Annotated in this window: 15 protein-coding genes; all 15 read left to right on the plus strand. The window is 63.4% G+C overall.

Annotation, left to right across the window (positions count from 1 at the left end; all coding sequences use genetic code 11):
- Nucleotides 1-1,017: a lysylphosphatidylglycerol synthase transmembrane domain-containing protein gene (locus ABIA40_RS07500; protein WP_157280564.1), complete on the plus strand. Its 1,017-nt coding sequence runs from the start codon at nucleotides 1-3 to the stop codon at nucleotides 1,015-1,017.
- 82 nt (nucleotides 1,018-1,099) lie between these two features.
- A complete protein-coding gene (locus ABIA40_RS07505; protein ID WP_404540289.1) occupies nucleotides 1,100-2,368 on the plus strand; it encodes a methyltransferase domain-containing protein in 1,269 nt (422 codons plus the stop codon).
- 329 nt (nucleotides 2,369-2,697) lie between these two features.
- Nucleotides 2,698-2,889, plus strand: a complete 192-nt coding sequence (gene secE / locus ABIA40_RS07510) for a preprotein translocase subunit SecE (RefSeq protein ID WP_007611620.1) — start codon at nucleotides 2,698-2,700, stop codon at nucleotides 2,887-2,889.
- On the plus strand, nucleotides 2,889-3,443 hold the full coding sequence (gene nusG / locus ABIA40_RS07515; protein ID WP_018647229.1) for a transcription termination/antitermination protein NusG: 555 nt from the start codon (nucleotides 2,889-2,891) through the stop codon (nucleotides 3,441-3,443). Before secE ends, nusG begins: the two co-directional genes overlap by 1 nt.
- Nucleotides 3,444-3,572: 129 nt before the next feature.
- Nucleotides 3,573-4,001, plus strand: coding sequence for a 50S ribosomal protein L11 (rplK, locus tag ABIA40_RS07520; protein WP_011088164.1), 429 nt, complete (start codon nucleotides 3,573-3,575; stop codon nucleotides 3,999-4,001).
- A 6-nt stretch (nucleotides 4,002-4,007) separates the two neighbouring features.
- A complete protein-coding gene (gene rplA / locus ABIA40_RS07525; RefSeq protein ID WP_025037003.1) occupies nucleotides 4,008-4,700 on the plus strand; it encodes a 50S ribosomal protein L1 in 693 nt (230 codons plus the stop codon).
- Between the two features lie 90 nt (nucleotides 4,701-4,790).
- Complete coding sequence (locus ABIA40_RS07530) at nucleotides 4,791-5,744, plus strand: 2-hydroxyacid dehydrogenase (protein WP_404540294.1); 954 nt, start codon at nucleotides 4,791-4,793, stop codon at nucleotides 5,742-5,744.
- A gap of 582 nt (nucleotides 5,745-6,326) precedes the next feature.
- Entirely contained in the window at nucleotides 6,327-6,845 is a 519-nt protein-coding gene (rplJ, locus tag ABIA40_RS07535) for a 50S ribosomal protein L10 (protein WP_036010998.1), read from the plus strand.
- A gap of 54 nt (nucleotides 6,846-6,899) precedes the next feature.
- Entirely contained in the window at nucleotides 6,900-7,280 is a 381-nt protein-coding gene (gene rplL, locus ABIA40_RS07540) for a 50S ribosomal protein L7/L12 (RefSeq protein ID WP_036027614.1), read from the plus strand.
- Between the two features lie 483 nt (nucleotides 7,281-7,763).
- The gene (rpoB, locus tag ABIA40_RS07545) at nucleotides 7,764-11,888 is read left to right on the plus strand and encodes a DNA-directed RNA polymerase subunit beta (protein ID WP_158668572.1); all 4,125 of its coding nucleotides are present in this window, start codon (nucleotides 7,764-7,766) and stop codon (nucleotides 11,886-11,888) included.
- Nucleotides 11,889-12,017: 129 nt separating this feature from the next.
- Nucleotides 12,018-16,214 carry a DNA-directed RNA polymerase subunit beta' gene (gene rpoC, locus ABIA40_RS07550; protein WP_036011015.1) on the plus strand — a complete coding sequence of 1,399 codons (4,197 nt, stop codon included), beginning with the start codon at nucleotides 12,018-12,020 and terminating at the stop codon, nucleotides 16,212-16,214.
- 193 nt (nucleotides 16,215-16,407) lie between these two features.
- Nucleotides 16,408-18,462, plus strand: coding sequence for an FAD-dependent oxidoreductase (locus ABIA40_RS07555; protein ID WP_404540298.1), 2,055 nt, complete (start codon nucleotides 16,408-16,410; stop codon nucleotides 18,460-18,462).
- A gap of 134 nt (nucleotides 18,463-18,596) precedes the next feature.
- On the plus strand, nucleotides 18,597-20,642 hold the full coding sequence (locus tag ABIA40_RS07560) for an ABC transporter ATP-binding protein (protein WP_271544517.1): 2,046 nt from the start codon (nucleotides 18,597-18,599) through the stop codon (nucleotides 20,640-20,642).
- An 896-nt stretch (nucleotides 20,643-21,538) separates the two neighbouring features.
- Entirely contained in the window at nucleotides 21,539-21,910 is a 372-nt protein-coding gene (rpsL, locus tag ABIA40_RS07565) for a 30S ribosomal protein S12 (protein ID WP_007603006.1), read from the plus strand.
- Between the two features lie 15 nt (nucleotides 21,911-21,925).
- Nucleotides 21,926-22,396, plus strand: a complete 471-nt coding sequence (gene rpsG / locus ABIA40_RS07570) for a 30S ribosomal protein S7 (RefSeq protein WP_018647239.1) — start codon at nucleotides 21,926-21,928, stop codon at nucleotides 22,394-22,396.
- The last annotated feature ends 17 nt before the right edge of the window (nucleotides 22,397-22,413 follow it).

Genomic DNA, 22,413 nt, shown 5'->3' on the forward strand with positions numbered 1-22,413 from the left:
ATGCAGTCGCGATTCAAGCATGCGGCCCTGTTTTCGGTGAAGCTGCTGCTGTCGATCGCCGTGCTGGTCTACATCGCGCGTGGCCTCGACCTGCGCCAGCTGCGCGACCATCTCGTCTCGGTCGATCCGGTCCTGTTCGTCGTCGCGCTTGCGCTGATCTTCGTCCAGACCTTCGTGCTCAACGGCCGGTGGGAGCTGATCATGCGCGCGCTCGGCGTGTCGCTGGATTGGCTCGCCGGCTGGCGGATACTGATGACCAGCCTCTGGTTCAATCAGGTGTTGCCGTCATCGGTCGGCGGTGACGCGGTGCGGATCTGGCTACTGCGCCAACGCGGCGTGCAGTGGCCGGAGGCGGTCAAGGGCGTTGCAGCCGACCGCTTCACGGCATTGATCGGACTGGTCGTGCTGATGGTGGCCGGATTGCCGTTTCTGCTGTCGCGCGTGTCGAATCACGCTGCGATCCTGGCGATCGGCGGACTGACGGTGGCCGGCGTCGCCGGTACGCTGGTCCTGTTGACGCTGGACCGTCTGCCGAAACGCTTCATCGCGCTTCCCGCGATCGCGAGCTTCGTGCGGTTCGGAACGCTGGTCAGGTTTTTGCTCCTGCAGTCCGAGCGCCGTGCGCTGCTGTTCGGATCGGCGCTCCTCATCCATCTCGTCACCGCCGCGGCCTGCTACACCTTGGCGCGCGGTGTCGGAGCGCAGCTCTCTGTCCTCGATGCCGGCATCCTGATTCCGCCGGTGGTGCTGTTGACGGCGGTCCCCATCTCGATCAGCGGCTGGGGCGTTCGCGAGGGAGCGATGGTCGCCTGCCTGGGTCTGGCGGGTGTGTCGTCCGAGCAGGCGCTGTCGGTATCGCTCCTGCTGGGCGCCATCAGCGTGATCATCGGGCTCGTCGGTGGCGTAATCTGGCTGGCAAGTCCGGAGCGCGGCTCGTATTCGGCCGACAAGGTGGCCAAGGCAGCGGAGGACGCGCCCAGCTACGGGCTGGGCAACGAGGCCTCGAGCCACCCATGACCCGCTTGAGCCCGTTGCCGATCTGGTCTTCACAGGGTGGGATTATCCCACTCGCGCGCGTATCTCATTCTTCGGTTGCACGATGAAAAACCTGTTCTACGTCCGCAATACTTGCCGCCTCTGTCATTCCAACAAGCAAGAGCTGGTCGTCCCGATGGCAGGCATGCCGATCGGCACGCCGAACTTCCAGGTGCCGAACGCCAGCGTCGACGACCCCGTTTTCCGCGCTGCGGTGCCGATGGCGCTGCATCTGTGCCGGGACTGCGGCCACCTCCAGATCCTCCATGTCGGCAATCCGGAGATCCAGTACCGAAACTACGTCTATACCACCTCGCTCTCGCTCGGCTTGCGCGAGCATTTCGCTACCTATGCCGACGACGTCGTCAGCCGTTTCGGCATTGCGCCGGGTTCGCTGGTGGTCGAACTCGGCAGCAATGACGGATCGCTGCTCGGCTTCTTCAAGGAGCGGGGGATGCGGGTGCTGGGTGTTGATCCCGCCGTCGACATCGCGCGGCGCGCCACGGAGGCGGGCATCGAGACCATCGGCGATTTCTTCACCGATGCCGTTGGTCGCCGCATCCTGCAGAGCCATGGCGCGGCGAGCGTCGTGATCGCCAACAACATGATCGCCAATGTCGACAATCTGGATCCGCTGGTGATCGGGGTTCGCGACGTGCTCGCACCGGACGGATTGTTCGTCTTCGAAACGCAATACGGCGTCGACGTCACCGAGAAGAACCTGCTCGATACCGTCTATCACGAGCATCTGTCGTATTTTAACATCAAGCCCCTGATCCGTTTCTTCGCCCGGCTGGGCATGGAGCTGATCGACGTCCAGCACATCTGGACCAAGGGCGGTTCGATCCGCGTGACCGTGCAGCGCGCCGGCGGCGCCAAGAAACCGTCGGCAGAGGTCGCGCGTTTCGTTGCCGAAGAGGAGCGGCTCGGTGTCGATCAGCCGGCTTATTACGCGCCCTATGTGAAGAGGATCGCCGCCATCCGCGACGAATTGGTCGCGATGGCCGATGCCGCCCATGCGCGCGGTCAGCTGGTCGCCGGCTATGGCGTCTCCGTGGGCACCACGACCCTGCTGCCGCAGTTCGGCCTGGAGAACAAGATCGACTTCCTCGTGGACGACGATCCCAACAAGGGGAAGGTGATGGCCGGCCCCGGCTATGACATCCCGATCCTGCCGCCTGCCGCCCTCTACGAGCGCAAGCCGGCGTTCGTCGTGGTCTTCGCCTGGCGCTATGTCGACCCGATCCGGGCCAAGCACGCCCGCTATTTCGCCGAAGGCGGGAAGTTCGTGGTGCCGCTGCCGGGGATTTCCATGGTCGACCGGGCCGACTGACAGCTGCCGGCTCCCGATAGCCTTGCCGGGGATGGCGCGTTCCGGGCGGTCGACAAGTCCTTGATCCGCATGGCTTCTGCACGGGCGTCCGGGGAAGGGCGGCCTGCTGGCGCGACCTCTCTATACCTTGACCTTTGGCCGCATCCGCAGTAGATACCCCGCACTCGCAGCCGGCCCGTTAGACGCGGATTTCCGGCGCGGCCTTGAAATCCCCGAACAATCGAGCCCGGTTTCCGGCTCATCCTTCGAGACAGAGGGCTGGGCCAACGGCGGCTGTTCGGATCCCTGAAATTCATTTGCGTCTGTCGACGGACGTTGGACCTCAAGCGATGGCAGTCAGCCCGTTCAAGTTCTTGCAGGAAGTGCGCTCGGAGACTGCCAAGGTCACTTGGCCGACCCGCCGTGAGACCACGATCACCACCATCATGGTGTTCGTGATGGTCGCCGTGGCCTCGATCTTCTTCTTCGCCGCCGATCAGATCATCCGCTACCTCATCACCTTCCTCCTGGGCATTCACTGATGGCAACAGCAACCGCTCAAGTGTCCGACAAGCGCTGGTACATCGTCCACGCCTATTCGAACTTCGAGAAGAAGGTCGCCGAATCGATCCGCGAGCAGGCCAAGCAGCGCGGGCTCGAGGAGCTGTTCGAGCTGGTGCTGGTTCCAACCGAGAAGGTCACGGAAGTGCGCCGCGGCCGCAAGATCGACGCCGAGCGCAAGTTCTTCCCCGGCTACGTGCTGGTGAAGATGAAGCTGACCGACGAGGCGTTCCATCTGATCAAGAACACGCCGAAGGTCACGGGCTTCCTCGGCGCCGAGAACAAGCCGATGCCGATCTCGGAAGCCGAGGCCATGCGCATCCTGCACCAGGTGCAGGAGGGCGTGGAACGGCCGAAGGCGTCGGTGTCGTTCGAGATCGGCGAGAACGTGCGCGTGGCCGATGGCCCGTTCGCCTCGTTCTCGGGTGTGGTCGAGGAAATCGACGAGGCGCGCTCGCGTGTGAAGGTCGCCGTGTCGATCTTCGGCCGCGCGACGCCGGTCGAGCTGGAATTCGGTCAGGTCGAGAAGGTCTGATCGGGTAACGCGGGAGGCTTCGGTCTCGCGCAACAAGAGGCCGTGGGAGGGAGGGGCGGTTGCCAGCCGCATCCCACCCAGACCACGAACCTGAAACCGCCGGTCCTGCCGGCACAACAGGAGTGATACATGGCAAAGAAAGTGACCGGATACCTGAAGCTTCAGGTCCCGGCCGGTGCGGCGAATCCCTCGCCCCCGATCGGTCCCGCGCTCGGTCAGCGCGGTCTCAACATCATGGAGTTCTGCAAGGCGTTCAACGCCCAGACCCAGAAGGAAGAGAAGAACACCCCGATCCCGGTGATCATCACCATCTATGCGGACCGTTCCTTCACCTTCGAGATGAAGACGCCGCCGATGTCCTACTTCCTCAAGCAGGCTGCAAAGATCCAGTCCGGCTCGAAGGCGCCGGGCCGTGACAAGGCCGGCAAGGTGACCAAGGCGCAGGTGCGCGAGATCGCCGAAAAGAAGATGAAGGACTTGAATTGCGACACCATCGAATCGGCCATGAAGATGGTCGAGGGCTCGGCCCGTTCGATGGGTCTGGAAGTTGCGGGGTAAGCGGCCATGGCAATCGGAAAGCGTTTGAACAAAGCCCGCGAAGGCATTGACCGCGAAAAGCTTTACCCGCTCGCGGACGCCATCAAGATGGTCAAGGAACGCGCGAAAGCGAAGTTCGACGAGACCATCGAGGTCGCGATCAATCTCGGCGTCGATCCGCGTCACGCCGACCAGATGGTCCGCGGTGTCGTGACCCTGCCGAACGGCACCGGCCGTACGCTCCGCGTCGGCGTGTTCGCCCGCGGCGCCAAGGCCGATGAAGCCAAGGCCGCCGGTGCCGACGTCGTCGGCGCCGAGGACCTGGTCGAGAAGGTGCAGAACGGCACGATCGATTTCGACCGCTGTATCGCCACCCCCGACATGATGCCGCTGGTCGGCCGCCTCGGTAAGGTGCTGGGCCCGCGCGGTCTGATGCCGAACCCGAAGATCGGTACCGTGACCATGGACGTCACCGGTGCGGTGAAGGGCGCCAAGGGCGGCTCGGTCGAGTTCCGCGTCGAGAAGGCCGGCATCCTGCAGGCCGGCGTTGGCAAGGCCTCGTTCTCCGAGGAGAAGCTGGTCGAGAACATCAAGGCTCTGGCTGACGCTGTCTCCAAGGCGAAGCCGGCCGGTTCCAAGGGCACCTACATCCAGCGCGTTGCGGTGTCCTCGACGATGGGCCCGGGCGTGAAGGTCGAGCCGGGCACCATTCTCGGCTGAGGTTTGGAAATTGCATGAGGCGAGGGGCGGGATCGGGTGACCGATTCCGCCCCTCGTCGTTTGTGGCGGCGCTCTTCGGAAACAACAACAATGGCTGACAAGGTCCTGATCTACTCGCGCTTTCCCAAGTCGATGATGGCGCGCTTCGCCGAGCGGTTCGAGCTGCTCGACACCGGCGGCAAGCCCGTGCGGGAGGTGTTTCCGGCGGAGGAGCTGGGCGGCATCCGCGCACTGCTGACTGCTGGCGGCTCGCCACTCGGTGCGGAGGCGATGGACCTGTTTCCGAATCTCGGCGCCATCGTCTGCTATGGGACTGGCTATGATGGCGTCGACCTGAAGGCGGCGGCCAGCCGGAACATCGCGGTCGGTCACAGCCCCGGTGCCAATGCGGCTTCCGTCGCCGACATCGCGATGACCTTGATGCTGGCGACGACCCGGCGGATTTTGGTGGCCGACCAATATGTCCGTAGCGGCGATTGGGCGGCCTCGAAACAGTCGCCGATGATGCGTCCCCAGGCCGGCATGCCCGGCCGCCGCATCGGCATCTACGGCATGGGTGAGATCGGCCGCAAGATCGCCGCGCGCTGTGCTGCTTTCGAGAGCGAGGTCGGCTATTTCAGCCGCACTCGGTACGATCTGCCCTATCAGTACTTTCCGACTCTGGAGGCGCTCGCCGATTGGTGCGGCGTCCTGATGATCGCGGTGCGGGCAGGGGCCGAGACCCAGCATGTCGTCAACGCCGATATCCTCAGGCGCCTCGGGGCGGAGGGCTACGTCGTCAACATCTCCCGCGGCTCCGTCATCGACGAGAAGGCGCTGGTCGCGGCGCTCACCGACAAGACCATCGCGGGGGCGGGCCTCGACGTCTTCGAGAAGGAACCGCACGCGCCTGACGCCCTGACCGAACTCCCCAACGTAGTGTTCGCCCCGCATATCGGCGGCCACACCCTGGATTCGCACATCGCCATGCAGAACTGCGTGCTGGCCAACCTGACCGCGTTCTTCGAGGGCAAACCGCTGCCGTATCGGGTCAAATCAGCCTGAATCGGCCCTTGTTGGGCCATCTCAAGCCCAACCGCCAATCGATTGGAACTGGTGTGAATTTTGCTCTTGGCAAGCAGGCTCCGAGCGGTTAAAGAACCGCCTCCGGACGTGCCGGCCTCGGCTGGCGCGTTCGTGCACGCATTCCGAAAACCGACACGACAGGAGATCATTCCTTTTCAGGACGTCCGTGAGGATTTGCCCGAAAAGGAAGGAAGATCCGTCTTTTGGCAGGGATGCGAGCAGAGGTCGGGCGGTTCGCCGGCTGACCTCGTCCTGTCCAAGACTGCAGGCGCCCGCGGGGAATTTCGATTCCTCAACGGCTTAATCGCATGGCCTGCATAGACGGGTGAAGACCGGATTTCACTTCGCATCCAGCTTTAAGGGCTGGTTTTGCGAAACGGGTCTGGTTCGGACCTCGACACGCCGTGGGCCCTTGGGCTCCCGGAGGGCAGGCTTTGAATTGTCGTCTTGCCCGGCGTGTCCGATGGGTTTTTGGCCCGGAGGTTCAGGTTTGGGCGGGACGATGGGTGCAACCCGGCGGTCCCGCTTCTCGCGATGACCGCCAACCGGAGAGAGCTTGCTGTGGAACGAGCGGCAAAAAAAGAAGCGGTCGAACAGCTCAACGAGGTCTTCAAGACCACGAGCGTCGCGATCGTTGCTCAATATTCCGGCCTCACCGTCGCCCAGATGCAGAAGCTGCGCCAGCAGATGAAGCAGGCGGGTGCCGCGGTGAAGGTCTCGAAGAACCGTCTCGCCAAAATTGCTCTTGAAGGCACTGACGTCGTTGCCATCGGCCCCATGCTGAAGGGGCCGACCGTGATCGCGACTTCGAACGATCCGGTAGCGGCGCCAAAGGTCGCCATCGAATTCGCCAAGGCGAACGAAAAGTTCGTCATCGTCGGCGGATCGATGGGGAAGACCGTCCTGAATGTCGACGGCGTGAAGGCGCTTGCCTCGCTGCCGTCGCTTGACGAACTGCGCGGCAAGATCGTCGGCCTCATCGTGGCCCCGGCGACAAAGCTGGCCCAGCTCGCCAACGCGCCCGCGGGCAAGCTCGCGCGCGTCATCCAGGCTCATGCCTCAAAGGGCGAAGCGGCCTGACGCCCTTCGCAAAACTCAAACCCGAACCAGACTTACAGTTAAGGAAACTGAACAATGGCTGACCTGCAGAAGATCGTTGACGACCTCTCGAGCCTGACCGTGCTCGAAGCTGCCGAACTCGCGAAGCTCCTCGAAGAGAAGTGGGGCGTTTCGGCTGCCGCGGCTGTCGCCGTGGCCGGCCCGGCCGCTGGCGGCGGCGGTGCTGCCGCTCCGGCGGAAGAGAAGACCGAGTTCACGGTCGTTCTCGCCAGCGCCGGCGACAAGAAGATCGAGGTCATCAAGGAAGTCCGCGCCATCACCGGTCTCGGCCTGAAGGAAGCAAAGGACCTCGTCGAGGGTGCTCCGAAGCCGCTGAAGGAAGGCGTGAACAAGGACGAAGCCGACAAGATCAAGGCCCAGCTCGAGAAGGCTGGCGCCAAGGTCGAGCTCAAGTAAGCACTGCTTACTGGCGGGGTCCCGGGCGGGCAACGGCTCTGCCCGGGATCCTGGTCCTCCTTCGAGAGAGTGGACCGGAATGCAAAAGGCGTGCGACGGAACGATCCGACGCAGGCCAAACACGAAAAAGTGTGGGGATTTGAGGGTTTGACCCTCGAATCTGCACTATTGTCGCCCCATATCGGGTCGGCAGCACGAAAGCGCGGTGGGCAGGGATGCCGGATTTCCCTGTAAGCCGTTGGGAGAGCAGGCTATTTCGGGCTTTTGCAGTCCGTGAAGATGATCGTTGTGACGGGCGGGCGCGCATCTGCGCCCCGCGCGTCGTTTTGCGTTTTGAAGGTCTGAAGAACAGATTCAGGACATCGGCGCCTGAAACTGCTGTCTCCGGCCCCCAAGACGGGTTCGAAAATTCAACCCGGAAAGCGGTGGCAGCCGCGGTCCGGACGGTGCGCCCAGGGCGGGCGACGAAAATGAGAGGCCACGATGGCGCAGCAGACATTCACCGGTCGCAAACGCGTTCGCAAGTTCTTCGGACACATCAAGGAAGTCGCCGAGATGCCGAACCTCATCGAGGTTCAGAAGGCGTCCTATGACCAGTTCCTGATGGTGGACGAACCCCAGGGCGGACGTCTCGACGAGGGTCTGCAGGCGGTGTTCCGCTCGGTGTTTCCGATCTCCGACTTCTCCGGCACCTCGATGCTGGAATTCGTCCGCTACGAGTTCGAGCAGCCGAAATACGACGTCGACGAGTGCCGCCAGCGCGGCATGACCTTCGCTGCGCCCCTCAAGGTGACGCTGCGCCTCATCGTGTTCGATATCGACGAGGAAACCGGCGCGAAGTCGGTGAAGGACATCAAGGAGCAGGACGTCTACATGGGCGACATCCCGCTCATGACGATGAACGGCACCTTCATCGTCAACGGCACCGAGCGCGTCATCGTCTCGCAGATGCACCGTTCGCCCGGCGTGTTCTTCGACCACGACAAGGGCAAGACCCATTCCTCGGGCAAGCTGCTGTTCGCCGCCCGCGTCATCCCGTACCGCGGCTCCTGGCTCGACATCGAGTTCGACGCCAAGGACATCGTCTATGCGCGTATCGACCGTCGCCGCAAGATTCCGGTGACGTCGCTGATGTTCGCCCTCGGCCTCGACGGCGAGGCGATCCTGTCCACGTTCTACAAGAAGATTCTCTACAAGCGGACCAAGGAAGGCTGGCGCGTTCCGTTCGACGCCAACCGCTTCCGCGGCTACTCCACGGTCAACGACCTGATCGATGCCGACACCGGCAAGGTCGTGCTCGAGGCCGGCAAGAAGCTCACCGTCCGCGCCGCCCGCCAGCTCCAGGAGAAGGGGCTGAAGGCGCTGCGCATGGCCGACGAGGAGCTGGTCGGCAATTACGTCGCCGAGGATCTCGTCAACCCCAAGACCGGTGAGATCCACGCCGAGGCCGGTGAGGAGATCACCGACAAGCTGATGAAGGCGCTCAACGAGCAGGGCTACAAAGAGCTGCCGCTGCTCGACATCGACCACGTCAATGTCGGCCCCTACATCCGCAACACGCTCTCGGCCGACAAGAACATGACGCGCGAGGACGCGCTGTTCGACATCTACCGCGTGATGCGTCCGGGCGAGCCGCCGACGCTGGAATCGGCGCAGGCCATGTTCCAGTCGCTGTTCTTCGACGCCGAGCGCTACGACCTCTCCGCGGTCGGCCGCGTCAAAATGAACATGCGCCTCGACCTCGATGCGCCCGATACCCAGCGCACGCTGCGCAAGGAGGACATCCTCTCCGTCATCAAGACGCTGGTGGATCTGCGCGACGGCAAGGGCGAGATCGACGACATCGACCATCTCGGCAACCGCCGCGTGCGTTCGGTCGGCGAGCTCATGGAGAACCAGTATCGCATCGGCCTGTTGCGCATGGAGCGCGCGATCAAGGAGCGCATGTCCTCTGTCGACATCGACACGGTCATGCCGCAGGACCTGATCAACGCCAAGCCGGCGGCCGCCGCGGTGCGCGAGTTCTTCGGCTCCTCGCAGCTGTCGCAGTTCATGGACCAGACCAACCCGCTCAGCGAGATCACCCACAAGCGCCGCCTCTCGGCGCTCGGACCGGGCGGTCTCACCCGCGAGCGCGCCGGCTTCGAGGTGCGCGACGTGCATCCGACGCATTACGGCCGCATCTGCCCGATCGAGACGCCAGAAGGTCCGAACATCGGCCTGATCAACTCGCTCGCGACCTTCGCGCGCGTGAACAAGTACGGCTTCGTCGAGACGCCGTATCGCAAGGTCAAGGATGGCCGTGTCACCGACGAGGTCGTGTACCTGTCGGCGATGGAGGAAGGGCGCTATTCCGTGGCCCAGGCCAACGTGCCGGTCGACGCCAAGGGCCGCTTCACCGAAGACCTCGTGGTCTGCCGCTCGAGCGGCACCCGCGACGTCGTGCCGATGACGCCCGACAAGGTCGACTACATGGACGTGTCGCCGAAGCAGCTCGTTTCGGTCGCCGCGGCGCTGATCCCGTTCCTCGAGAACGACGACGCCAACCGCGCGCTGATGGGCTCGAACATGCAGCGCCAGGCGGTGCCGCTGGTTCGCGCCGAGGCGCCGTTCGTCGGCACCGGCATGGAGGGCGTGGTTGCCCGCGACTCGGGCGCTGCGATCGCGGCGCGCCGTTCGGGCGTGATCGACCAGATCGACGCGACCCGCGTCGTCATCCGCGCCACGGAAGATCTCGATCCGACCAAGTCGGGCGTCGATATCTACCGCCTCATGAAGTACCAGCGCTCCAACCAGTCGACCTGCATCAACCAGCGTCCGCTGGTGAAGGTCGGCGACGTCGTCAAGAAGGGCGACATCATCGCCGACGGTCCCTCGACCGATCTCGGCGAGCTCGCGCTCGGCCGCAACGTGCTGGTCGCGTTCATGCCGTGGAACGGCTACAACTTCGAAGACTCGATTCTGCTCTCCGAGCGGATCGTGAAGGAGGACGTCTTCACCTCGATCCACATCGAGGAGTTCGAGGTGATGGCCCGCGACACCAAGCTCGGACCCGAGGAAATCACCCGCGACATTCCGAACGTCTCGGAAGAAGCGCTGAAGAACCTCGACGAAGCCGGTATCGTCTACATCGGCGCGGAAGTGCGCGCCGGCGACATCCTGGTCGGCAAGATCACGCCGAAGGGCGAAAGCCCGATGACGCCGGAAGAGAAGCTGCTGCGCGCCATTTTCGGCGAGAAGGCGTCCGACGTCCGCGACACCTCGCTGCGCGTTCCCCCGGGCGTGCAGGGCACCATCGTCGAAGTCCGCGTGTTCAACCGCCACGGCGTCGACAAGGACGAGCGTGCGCTGGCGATCGAGCGGGAGGAGATCGAGCGCCTCGCCAAGGACCGCGACGACGAGCAGGCGATCCTGGACCGTAACGTCTACAACCGTCTTGCCGAGCTGCTCGAGGGGCGGCAGGGCATTGCAGGTCCCAAGGGCTTCAAGAAGGACACCAAGATCACCCGTGCGGTGCTCGAGGAGTATCCGAAGTCGCAATGGTGGCTGTTCGCTTCGCCGAACGACAAGCTGATGGCCGAGATCGAGGCCATGCGGAAGCAGTACGACGAGTCGAAGAAGGGGCTCGAACAGCGCTTCCTCGACAAGGTCGAGAAGCTTCAGCGCGGTGACGAATTGCCGCCCGGCGTGATGAAGATGGTCAAGGTCTTCGTCGCGGTGAAGCGCAAGATCCAGCCCGGCGACAAGATGGCCGGCCGCCACGGCAACAAGGGCGTGGTGTCGAAGATCGTGCCGATCGAGGACATGCCGTTCCTCGAAGACGGCACGCATGCCGACATCGTGCTCAATCCGCTCGGCGTGCCTTCGCGCATGAACGTCGGACAGATCCTCGAGACCCATCTCGGCTGGGCCTGCGCCGGCCTCGGCAAGCGTATCGGCCAGACTGTCGATGCGTACCTGTCGAAGCAGGACATCAAGCCGCTGAAGGAGACCTTGAAGAAGGTCTACGGCGAGGACGAGACGATCAAGTCACTCAACGACAACGAGCTGCTCGAACTCGGCCATAACCTCAGCCGCGGCGTGCCGATCGCAACCCCGGTGTTCGACGGTGCCAAGGAAGCCGATATCGAGGAGATGCTGAAGCTCGCCGGTCTCGACGCTTCGGGTCAGTCGACCGTCTATGACGGCCGCACCGGCGATCCGTTCGATCGCAAGGTGACGGTGGGCTACATCTACATGCTCAAGCTGCACCATCTGGTCGACGACAAGATCCATGCGCGTTCGATCGGTCCGTACTCGCTCGTCACCCAGCAGCCGCTGGGCGGCAAGGCGCAGTTCGGCGGCCAGCGCTTCGGCGAAATGGAGGTTTGGGCGCTCGAGGCTTACGGCGCGGCGTACACGCTCCAGGAGATGCTGACGGTGAAGTCGGACGACGTCGCCGGCCGTACCAAGGTGTACGAGGCGATCGTGCGCGGCGACGACACGTTCGAGGCCGGTATTCCGGAATCGTTCAACGTGCTGGTCAAGGAAATGCGCTCGCTCGGCCTCAACGTCGACCTGCACAACTCCAAGATGGGACCGGCGCCGACGTCGGAAGCGGCCGAGTAACTCGACCTGTCATGCCCGGCCTTCGCGGCCGGGCATCGGCGCCCCGCCCGAGGCCTTGAGGGCAGGGCGCCATGCAGAAGTGATTTTCGAATTTGCGGCCGGAGGCGACCGGCACGCGAGGAGAAGACGATGAACCAAGAAATTATGAATCTCTTCAACCCGACGACGCCGGCTCAGGTCTTCGACCAGATCCGGATCTCGATCGCGTCTCCAGAGAAGATTCTGTCCTGGTCCTACGGCGAGATCAAGAAGCCGGAGACCATCAACTATCGTACCTTCAAGCCCGAGCGCGACGGCCTGTTCTGCGCCCGCATCTTCGGGCCGATCAAGGACTACGAGTGCTTGTGCGGCAAGTACAAGCGCATGAAGTACAAGGGCATCATCTGCGAGAAGTGCTCGGTCGAGGTCACGCTGTCGCGCGTCCGGCGCGAGCGCATGGGCCATATCGAGCTCGCAGCTCCCGTCGCGCACATCTGGTTCCTGAAGTCGCTGCCCTCGCGCATCGGCCTCCTGCTCGACATGACGCTGAAGGATCTCGAGCGGATCCTCTACTTCGAATATTACGTCGTGCTCGAGCCGGGCCTCACCGCGCTGAAGGACCGTCAGCTGCTGTCGGAAGACGAGTATCTGAAGGCGCAGGACGAGTACGGCCAGGACAGCTTCACCGCCATGATCGGCGCCGAGGCGATCCGCGAGCTGCTCAAGGGCATGGACCTCGAGAAGCTCGAGGCCTCGCTGCGTGCCGAGATGCAGGAGACCGACTCCGACATCAAGCACAAGAAGCTCGCCAAGCGTCTGAAGATCGTGGAAGCGTTCCGCCATTCCGGCAACAAGCCGGAATGGATGATCATGACCGTGATCCCGGTGATTCCGCCGGACCTGCGTCCGCTGGTGCCGCTGGACGGCGGCCGTTTCGCGACCTCTGATCTCAACGACCTCTATCGCCGCGTCATCAACCGCAACAACCGCTTGAAGCGGCTGATGGAGCTGCGCGCGCCCGACATCATCATCCGCAACGAGAAGCGCATGCTTCAGGAAGCGGTCGATGCGCTGTTCGACAACGGCCGCCGCGGCCGCGTCATCACCGGCGCCAACAAGCGTCCGCTGAAGTCGCTCGCCGACATGCTCAAGGGCAAGCAGGGCCGCTTCCGCCAGAACCTGCTCGGCAAGCGCGTCGACTATTCAGGCCGTTCGGTGATCGTGGTCGGTCCCGAGCTGCGCCTGCATCAGTGCGGCCTGCCGAAGAAGATGGCGCTCGAGCTGTTCAAGCCGTTCATCTATTCGCGGCTCGACGCCAAGGGCCTGTCCACCACCGTGAAGCAGGCCAAGAAGCTGGTCGAGAAGGAGCGGCCCGAGGTCTGGGACATCCTGGACGAGGTGATCCGCGAGCATCCGGTGCTGCTCAACCGCGCCCCGACGCTGCACCGCCTCGGCATTCAGGCATTCGAGCCCGTGCTGATCGAGGGCAAGGCGATCCAGCTTCACCCGCTGGTCTGCTCCGCGTTCAACGCCGACTTCGACGGCGACCAGATGGCCGTGCACGTTCCGCTGTCGCTCGAAGCGCAGCTGGAAGCGCGCGTCCTGATGATGTCGACCAACAACATCCTGCATCCGGCGAACGGCCAGCCGATCATCGTGCCGTCGCAGGACATCGTGCTCGGTCTGTACTACGTCTCGATCATGCGCGAAGGCCTGCCCGGCGAGGGCAAGGTATTCGGCGACATGGCCGAGCTCGAGCATGCGCTGCACGCGAAGGTCATCCACCTCCACACCAAGATCAAGTACCGGTGGGAAGGCATGGACGAGACCGGCAAGGTCTCCAAGCGCTGGATCGAGACCACGGCGGGCCGCGTCATGCTCGGCAATCTGCTGCCGAAGAACCCGCGCATCTCCTACGAGATCATCAACAAGCTGATGACCAAGCGCGAGATCTCCGGCGTCATCGACCAGGTCTACCGCCACTGCGGCCAGAAGGAGACGGTGATCTTCTGCGACCGCATCATGGCGCTCGGCTTCTACAACGCGTTCAAGGCCGGCATCTCGTTCGGCAAGGACGACATGGTCGTGCCGCACGGCAAGTGGAAGATCGTCGACACCACCCGTACGCTGGCGAAGGATTTCGAGCAGCAGTACAACGACGGCCTGATCACCCATGGCGAGAAGTACAACAAGGTCGTCGACGCCTGGTCGAAGGCCACGGAAGAAATCGCCAAGGCGATGATGAAGGAGATCTCCGCCACCAAGAAGACGGCGAGCGGAGCCGACGCCGACATCAACTCGATCTACATGATGGCTCACTCCGGTGCCCGCGGTTCGCCGGCCCAGATGCGCCAGCTCGCCGGCATGCGCGGCCTGATGGCCAAGCCGTCGGGCGAGATCATTGAGACGCCGATCATCTCGAACTTCAAGGAAGGCCTCTCGGTGCTCGAGTACTTCAACTCGACCCACGGCGCCCGCAAGGGCCTCGCGGACACCGCGTTGAAGACCGCGAACTCCGGCTACCTGACCCGTCGTCTCGTCGACGTGGCGCAGGACTGCATCATCACGCAGAGCGACTGCGGCACCAAGCTCGGCATCAAGATGCGCGCCATCGTCGACGCCGGTACTGTGGTCGCCTCGCTCGGCTCGCGCATCCTCGGACGCACGGCCTGCGAAGACGTGCGTGACAGCTCGGGCCAGGTGATCGTCAAGCGCGATACGCTGATGGAAGAGAGCCACGTGGATGCCATCCACCAGGCCGGCATCCAGGAGGTGAAGATCCGCTCGGCACTGACCTGCGAGCTCGTCAACGGCATCTGCGGCAAGTGCTACGGCCGCGACCTCGCCCGCGGCACGCCGGTCAACCACGGCGAAGCGGTTGGCGTCATCGCGGCGCAGTCGATCGGCGAGCCGGGCACCCAGCTCACCATGCGCACCTTCCACATCGGCGGTGCGGCGCAGCTCAACGAGCAGTCCTTCGTCGAAGCCAACTTCGACGGCAAGATCGTGATCAGGAACAAGGCCATCGCCCGCAACAGCGAAGGTCACCTTATCGCGATGGTGCGCAACATGGTTGTCGCGATCGTCGATGCCGACGGCACCGAGCGTGCGACGCACCGGATCCAGTACGGTTCGCGTCTGCACGTCGACGAGGGCGACATGGTCAAGCGCGGCCAGCGCATCGTCGAGTGGGATCCCTACACCCGTCCGCTGCTCACCGAGGTCGAAGGAACCATTGGCTTCGAGGATCTGGTCGAGGGGCAGTCGATCTCGGAAACGCTCGACGAGGCCACCGGTATCGCCAAGCGTGTGGTCATCGACTGGCGCTCGACGCGCGGCGGCTCGGACCTGCGTCCGGCCATCGTGGTCAAGGGCAAGGACGGCAAGGTGCTCAAGCTCGCCCGTGGCGGCGATGCCCGCTACATGCTGTCGGTCGACGCCATTCTCTCGGTCGACATCGGAGCCAAGGTCCAGCCGGGCGACATCCTCGCCCGTGTCTCGACCGAAAGCGCCAAGACGCGTGACATCACCGGCGGTCTGCCGCGGGTGGCGGAACTGTTCGAGGCTCGGCGCCCGAAGGATGCGGCGATCATCGCCGAAATCGCGGGCACCATCCGGTTCGGGCGCGACTACAAGAACAAGCGTCGCATCTCGATCGAGCCGATGGACAAGACCGACGAGCCGCGCGAGTACCTGATCCCGAAGGGCAAGCACATCCACCTTCAGGACGGCGACGTCGTCGAAAAGGGCGACTTCATCGTGGAAGGCAACCCGGCGCCGCACGACATCCTCGCGGTCAAGGGCATCGAGGAGCTCGCTGCCTATCTGGTCAACGAGATCCAGGAGGTCTACCGGCTTCAGGGCGTGCTCATCAACGACAAGCACATCGAGGTGATTGTCCGTCAGATGCTCCAGAAGGTGGAAATCACCGACCAGGGCGACACGGACATGATCTCCGGCGAGCAGGTCGACAAGATCGAGTTCGACGCGCTCAACGTGAAGGCCAAGGAAGAGGGCAAGAAGCCCGCCACGGGAACGCCGGTTCTGCTCGGCATCACCAAGGCGAGCCTCCAGACCCGCTCCTTCTTCTCGGCGGCATCGTTCCAGGAGACCACCCGCGTCCTCACCGAGGCGGCGGTCAACGGCAAGATCGACCCGCTCGAAGGCCTCAAGGAGAACGTCATCGTCGGCCGGCTGATCCCGGCGGGCACCGGCGCCTCCATGGCCAAGATCCGCGAAGTCGCCATGAAGCGCGACAAGCTGATCCTGGACGAGCGCGAGAAGCAGGCCGCCGTCGTGTCGCCGGCGCCGGAAGCCGAGCTTCCTGCGCTGCCGCCCGCGGAATGATCGTTCATCCGTAGGAATACCGAGGACAATGAAAAGGCCGGCTTTCGCCGGCCTTTTTGCTGCTTTGTTTGCTTGTTGCGATGCGGGATCAACCTTTGTTCATCTTTCCTTCAGCCGCAAAAGCGCTTGTGCTATGGCGCCTTAGACCGGTGGTCCCGCCAAGGGGGCAGGGCCGGAAGACCACGGAACTCTCATGCTTGATCTCGCAATCGTAGGCGGCGGCCCCGGCGGGCTGATGAGCGCCTGGTACCTGAAGCGCAAGCTCGGCGACCTCTGCCGCGTCACCATCTACGAGGCCTCCGACAGGCTCGGCGGCAAGATCGTCACCCGCAAGTTCGATTCGGCGCCCGCGATGTACGAGGCCGGCGTTGCCGAGATCTACGACTACTCCATGACAGGCCCGGATCCTCTGCGCGAGCTGATCCAGCATTTCGGCCTTCAGACCATTCCGATGGATGCCGAGCAGGTGCAGTTCGGCGGTGAGCTGCTCAACGACGTTCCCGGCATGCGCCGCAAATACGGCGCCAAGACTGCCGCCGCGATCGAAGCCTTCCGCAAGCGCTGCGCCGAGGTGATGTCGCCGGTGGAATATTACGAGGGTGTCGGCGCGCACGACAACGAACATCCCTGGGCCTACAAGACCGCCGAGCAGGTGCTCGACGAGGAGGTCGAGGACGTCACCGCAAAGCGCTTCTTCAAGGTAATGGCGCGTTCCGACATCGCGACCGAGAGCCACAACACCAACGGCCTCAACGCGCTCAAGAACTATCTGATGGACGTCGACGGCTATATCGGCCTCTATTCCATCCAGAACGGCAACGAGCAGCTGATCGAGTGCCTGCAGTCGAAGGTCAATGCCGACATCCAGCTCAATCACCGCGTGCTCACCGTCGGCAAGGCGCCGACCGGCCGGTATCAGCTCAAGATGATGAACGGCAAGGGGCCGGAGACCCGTGACTTCGATCTCGTGCTGGTCTGCCTGCCGCATTCCTGGCTCGCCACTCTCGGCTGGGAGGGCGAGCAGCTGCGCAGGTCGATGGTCAAGCACGTCGCCTATTTCGACCGGCCCGCGCACTATCTGCGCGTCTCGATCCTGTTCGACGAGCCGTTCTGGGGCGACAAGATTCCGGGCGCCTGGTTCATGTCGGAAGCCTTCGGCGGCTGCTGCGTCTACAACGAGGGCGCACGTCACGACGTCGGCAAGCATGGTGTTCTGAACTGGCTCATTCCCGGCTCCGATGCGCTGGCTTTTGCCAATCTGTCGGACCAGGAGCTGATCGATGCCGCCCTGAAATCGCTGCCGGCTTCTCTCGGCGATGCGCGTCTGCACTTCATGGAAGGCAAGATCCACCGCTGGCTGTCCTCGGTGAACGCGCTGCCTGGTGGTTTGCCCGCGCGCGACGTCATGACCAATCACCGGCCCGAGCCGAAGGAGCACCCCGGCATCGTGGTGGTTGGCGACTATCTGTTCGATTCGACGCTCAACGGCCTGCTCGATTCCTCGGACGCGGCGACCGACATCATCCTGACCGAGATGATGCGCCTGCGCCGCCAGCGCGCGCAGGACGACAAGCCGCTCTCGGACAAGATCGATCGCAAATATTTCGAGAATTATCGCGGTCTCGGCCCCTATCACCAGGCGTGGCGGCACTTCACCGATCCCGACTACCTGACGACGCTGATTGGCATTGTCTGGGGCAGGGCGGCGGGCGCCAAGCTGCTGGTCGCGGGCTCCGCCAGCGGCGAACTGGTCGGCGCCCTGCGCGATCGCGGCATCGATGCATGGGGAATCGAGAACAACCCCGCGATCCACGCCAGGACGCCGAAATCGCTGAAGAAGTACAACAAGCTCGGCACGATCACCGAGATGCCGTTCAAGGACGGCACGTTCGACTTCGTGTTCGAGACCAGCCTCTGCCACGTTTCCCCGAAGCAAGTGGTCCGCGCGATCCGCGAGCTCAACCGCGTGGTCAAGACCGGCCTCGTGTTCGGCTCCATCACCTCGGACATGGCGCCGGCATTGATCGACCGCTACGACCTCTTGCGCGGAGTCAAGAAGCTCGGCACCTGGTGGGAATGGTCCGAACTGTTTTTCGGCAACGGCTTCGACCTGTCGATGCACCGCAAGGATTGCACCGATGCGCTGTGGGAGGCGACGCTCGCCGCCAACAAGGGGCCGGGGCAGTGGTACGCCGACGCGGACAGCTTGCGCTATTCCTTCTTCGACAAGGTCGAGGACGAGGACTAGCCTGGGGGACGCCAACCGAATTCGCCAATTGTTTTGCCGAATTCATCTTGATCGCATAAAATCGGTGCAATAGCGGTTGCCGCTATTTCCTGCGTTCTCTGCGGTCATGCCGGCCGTCAGCATCGGTTGGTTTCATGGCATCCAAGCCTTTCTTGCCTGGCGACAAGCCTCTATCTCCCGATCAACAGAAGCTCGCCGCGGAGGAGGCGGCCGGGCTCGATGGCAAGCTCGCCGACGCTGCCAAGCCGGATCTCAAGGACGACGAGGACGCCGAAGACGAGGGGGATGACGAGCTGGAGCTCGACGAGGACGATGAGGACGAGGACCTCGTCGTCTTTACCGCGCGCGAAGCCGCCGGGGCCCTTGCGACCATTGTCGGGTTCGTCAAGCCCTATCTCTCCAACTACAAGCGGATGCTGTCATTCGTGGCATTCGGCGTCGTGGTCGAGACGTTGTTCAACGTCATCATGCCGCTCAGCCTCAAGTTCCTGATCGACGATGCGCTCGGCGAGGAGGATTTTCAAGCGCTCTACAAGATCCTCGGCGTGCTCGCCGTCGCCGGCATCTTCACCTCGATCGTTGCGGTCTGGTACGAACGCTGGGACGCGCGACTCGCCGCTTGCGTCATCTCCGATGTTCGCAAACGCCTGTTCGAGCACGTCCAGGACCTGCCCGCCGCCTATTTCGGCCGCACCAGGCGCGGCGAGATCCTATCGCGCTTCTCGGTCGATCTCTCGGCCTTCGAAGGCTCGGTCAAGACGTTCGCCAACAGTGCCGCGCTGCCGTTCCTGGAGCTGATCGCCGGCATCATCCTGATGCTGTTCCTCAACTGGCAGCTCGCCGTCGTCGCGCTGCTGGTGTTCCCGATCACGCTGATCGGCCCGCGGATCCTGACGCCGAAGGCGGTGCAGGCCAATTACGAACAGAAGCTCAATGAATCGGCGTTGCTGGGCCAAGTCCAGGAGAACGTGGCCGCCCAGGCGGTCATCAAGGCGTTCAGCCTGCAACGCAAGATGTTCGGCTTCTTCCGGTTGCGCAACGACGAGACCCGCAACAAGATGGCCTCGGCCACATTCCTCTCGACCATGGTGGAGCGGACCGTCACCATCTCGGTGCTCCTCCTGCACCTTGTGGTGCTCGCGATCGGCGCGTATCTGGCGACCAAGGGCCATATCACCATCGGCACCTTCGTCACCTTCGAGAGCGCGTTCTGGGAGGTCTCCTACAACATCGCCCATGTGATGCATTTCATCCCGGTGTCGATCTCCTCGGCCGCTGCGATCCGCCACATCCAGGAATTGCTCGACGAGCCGACCCGCAGCGCCGATCGGCCGGGCGCGCCAGATCTGCCGCGCATCACCCACGACATTACCTTCGATCACGTCACCTTCCAGTACGAGGGCAGTCAGACGCCGGTGCTGGACAATCTCAGCCTCAAGCTCGATGCCGGCAAGCGCATCGCGATCGTCGGTCCGAGCGGCTCCGGTAAGAGCACGCTGCTCAATCTGATCCTGCGGCTCTACGTGCCCGACGAAGGCCGCGTCACCATCGACGGCGTCGACGTCCGCAAGGTGACGCTGGACTCGCTGCGCCGGAGCATGGCGGTGGTGTTCCAGGAGAACATGCTGTTCAACATGTCGATCCGCGAGAACATCCGGCTCGGCAAGGAGGGCGCAACCGACGAGGAGGTGGAGGAGGCGGCCAAGAAGGCCGAGATCCACCGCTACATCATGAGCCTGCCGCAGCGCTACGACACGCCGGTCGGCGAGCGCGGCGACACACTGTCGGGCGGCCAGCGCCAGCGCATCGCGATCGCGCGCGCGATCATCCGTAACCCCTCCGTGCTGCTGCTGGACGAAGCCACCTCGGCGCTGGACCAGACCACCGAGGCTGCGATCAACCGTACGCTGCTCAGGGTCGCCAAGGGTCGCACCATGATCTGGTCGACCCACCGCCTGACCTCGGTGGTCGAGATGGACGAGATCATCGTGATTTCAGGGGGCAGGGCGATCGAGCGCGGTTCCCATGCCGAGCTGCTCGCCAAGAATGGCACCTATCGCAAGCTGTGGAACGACCAGATCCACCAGTCCCATGCCGCGGCAGCTCACGCCGACGCCGACCGCGATGATGACGACGAGGACGAAGACCTCGATGACGATGAGGACGACGAGGAGGAGTAACCGCGGGCGGTCAGCTTCGAGGGGCCGCGTCTGATCGCCTCGTCTCACAGGCAACGCGCGGTTCAGCGCCGACTCGTCGATTCTCTGATGCAAGGCGTTCGGCCGCCGCGACGCCGCGTTTTTTTTTCGCACGCATGGTTTGGGGCAAGAGCCATTCGCGGATCGACCAGTCCGGGCTGAAGCCCCGTCACACCGGGCATCGCGGCGGGCGCCTGGTTGACCGGCCACCAGCCAGCAAACTGAGCGCAGGCAGGAGAAACACCCCTGAGCCTGGTAATAAAACTACATTAAGCCCGGGTATAATTGTTTTCAGATCTGGCAGGTCAATCGCCTCGATCCCATATCAGGCAGGTGCGGGGAGTCGGCCAAGAGGCTATTTTTTGCAGGCGCATGAAGCGCTTTGTGACTGTCGTTTCACCTTGACTTGACCGATTCTCACTTATAGAAAGCGCCTCACTTAACGACAGGCGGTGAGCATCGCCAGCGTCGGAACGGGCCACCCGTTGATCCCCAAAGACTAGATCTGCCAGGGGTCGCAAAGACGGGCACCAACCTCGACGAATGCCGCTCAAACGCTGTCGATCATAGCTAGGCAATGCCAGTGCGACTTTAGTTCTCTCGAGCACGTTCTCTTGAGATCGAATTCGGATGCATGACCTCAGTGCGCGGGCCGCGGCGTTACGCTGGAACGGCTTCGAGACTGCGGTCCTCTGTGGCGTCGAAGCGCTTTCCGCTCGTTGATGGAGCGGTTGGCGCAATTTCGCTTTGCGCGGATCATTCGCGCCAGGCGGCCCGTTCGGGCGGGTAGCTCGAGCAGAATTTGCGGACCCGGTGACGGGCCGCGGCAAGACAGCGGACCCGCGAGGGGCCGCGGCAGAAAAAGGGTGAAGGCCAGAATGCCGACGATCAACCAGCTGATCGCTCAACCGCGGGAAGTGCAGAAGTCGCGCAAGAAGGTGCCGGCGCTGCAGCAGTCGCCGCAGAAGCGTGGTGTTTGCACGCGCGTCTACACCACGACCCCGAAGAAGCCGAACTCGGCGCTTCGTAAGGTTGCCAAGGTGCGCCTGACCAACGGCTTTGAGGTGATCGGCTACATCCCCGGCGAGGGCCATAACCTCCAGGAGCACTCGGTGGTCATGATCCGCGGCGGCCGCGTCAAGGACTTGCCGGGCGTGCGCTATCACATCCTCCGCGGCGTTCTGGACACCCAGGGCGTCAAGAACCGTAAGCAGCGTCGTTCGAAGTACGGCGCCAAGCGTCCGAAGTAAGCGGGAACCAAGCCTATGTCTCGTCGCCACTCTGCGGAAAAGCGCGAAGTTCTTCCGGATCCGAAGTTCGGGAACATCATCGTCACGAAGTTCATGAACTCGGTGATGTACGCCGGCAAGAAGTCGGTTGCGGAAGGCATCGTCTATGGTGCGTTCGGCATCATCGAATCCAAGACCAAGCAGAACCCGCTCGGCGTGTTCGAGCAGGCGCTCGAGAACGTCATGCCGACCATCGAGGTTCGCTCCCGCCGCGTCGGCGGCGCGACTTACCAGGTTCCGGTCGAGGTCCGCTCGACCCGCCGGCAGGCGCTCGGCATTCGCTGGCTGATCGCGGCTGCGCGCGAGCGCAACGAGAAGACGATGACCGAGCGGCTCTCGGCGGAGCTTTTGGACGCATCGAACAACCGGGGGAACGCCGTCAAGAAGCGCGAAGACGTGCACCGGATGGCGGAAGCCAACCGCGCCTTCTCGCACTATCGCTGGTAACGGCGAAACAAACGGAC

It is taken from the genome of Bradyrhizobium sp. USDA 223 (assembly GCF_044909005.1).
GTDB lineage: Bacteria > Pseudomonadota > Alphaproteobacteria > Rhizobiales > Xanthobacteraceae > Bradyrhizobium > Bradyrhizobium yuanmingense.

Coding starts and splice junctions, on each gene's coding strand:
- rplL (WP_036027614.1), top strand. CDS start 6,900: ATGGCTGACCTGCAGAAGATCGTTGACGACCTCTCGAGCCTGACCGTG.
- rpoC (WP_036011015.1), top strand. CDS start 12,018: ATGAACCAAGAAATTATGAATCTCTTCAACCCGACGACGCCGGCTCAG.
- ABIA40_RS07500 (WP_157280564.1), top strand. CDS start 1: ATGCAGTCGCGATTCAAGCATGCGGCCCTGTTTTCGGTGAAGCTGCTG.
- rplK (WP_011088164.1), top strand. CDS start 3,573: ATGGCAAAGAAAGTGACCGGATACCTGAAGCTTCAGGTCCCGGCCGGT.
- ABIA40_RS07530 (WP_404540294.1), top strand. CDS start 4,791: ATGGCTGACAAGGTCCTGATCTACTCGCGCTTTCCCAAGTCGATGATG.
- ABIA40_RS07505 (WP_404540289.1), top strand. CDS start 1,100: ATGAAAAACCTGTTCTACGTCCGCAATACTTGCCGCCTCTGTCATTCC.
- rpsG (WP_018647239.1), top strand. CDS start 21,926: ATGTCTCGTCGCCACTCTGCGGAAAAGCGCGAAGTTCTTCCGGATCCG.
- rpsL (WP_007603006.1), top strand. CDS start 21,539: ATGCCGACGATCAACCAGCTGATCGCTCAACCGCGGGAAGTGCAGAAG.
- ABIA40_RS07560 (WP_271544517.1), top strand. CDS start 18,597: ATGGCATCCAAGCCTTTCTTGCCTGGCGACAAGCCTCTATCTCCCGAT.
- rplA (WP_025037003.1), top strand. CDS start 4,008: ATGGCAATCGGAAAGCGTTTGAACAAAGCCCGCGAAGGCATTGACCGC.
- secE (WP_007611620.1), top strand. CDS start 2,698: ATGGCAGTCAGCCCGTTCAAGTTCTTGCAGGAAGTGCGCTCGGAGACT.
- ABIA40_RS07555 (WP_404540298.1), top strand. CDS start 16,408: ATGCTTGATCTCGCAATCGTAGGCGGCGGCCCCGGCGGGCTGATGAGC.
- nusG (WP_018647229.1), top strand. CDS start 2,889: ATGGCAACAGCAACCGCTCAAGTGTCCGACAAGCGCTGGTACATCGTC.
- rpoB (WP_158668572.1), top strand. CDS start 7,764: ATGGCGCAGCAGACATTCACCGGTCGCAAACGCGTTCGCAAGTTCTTC.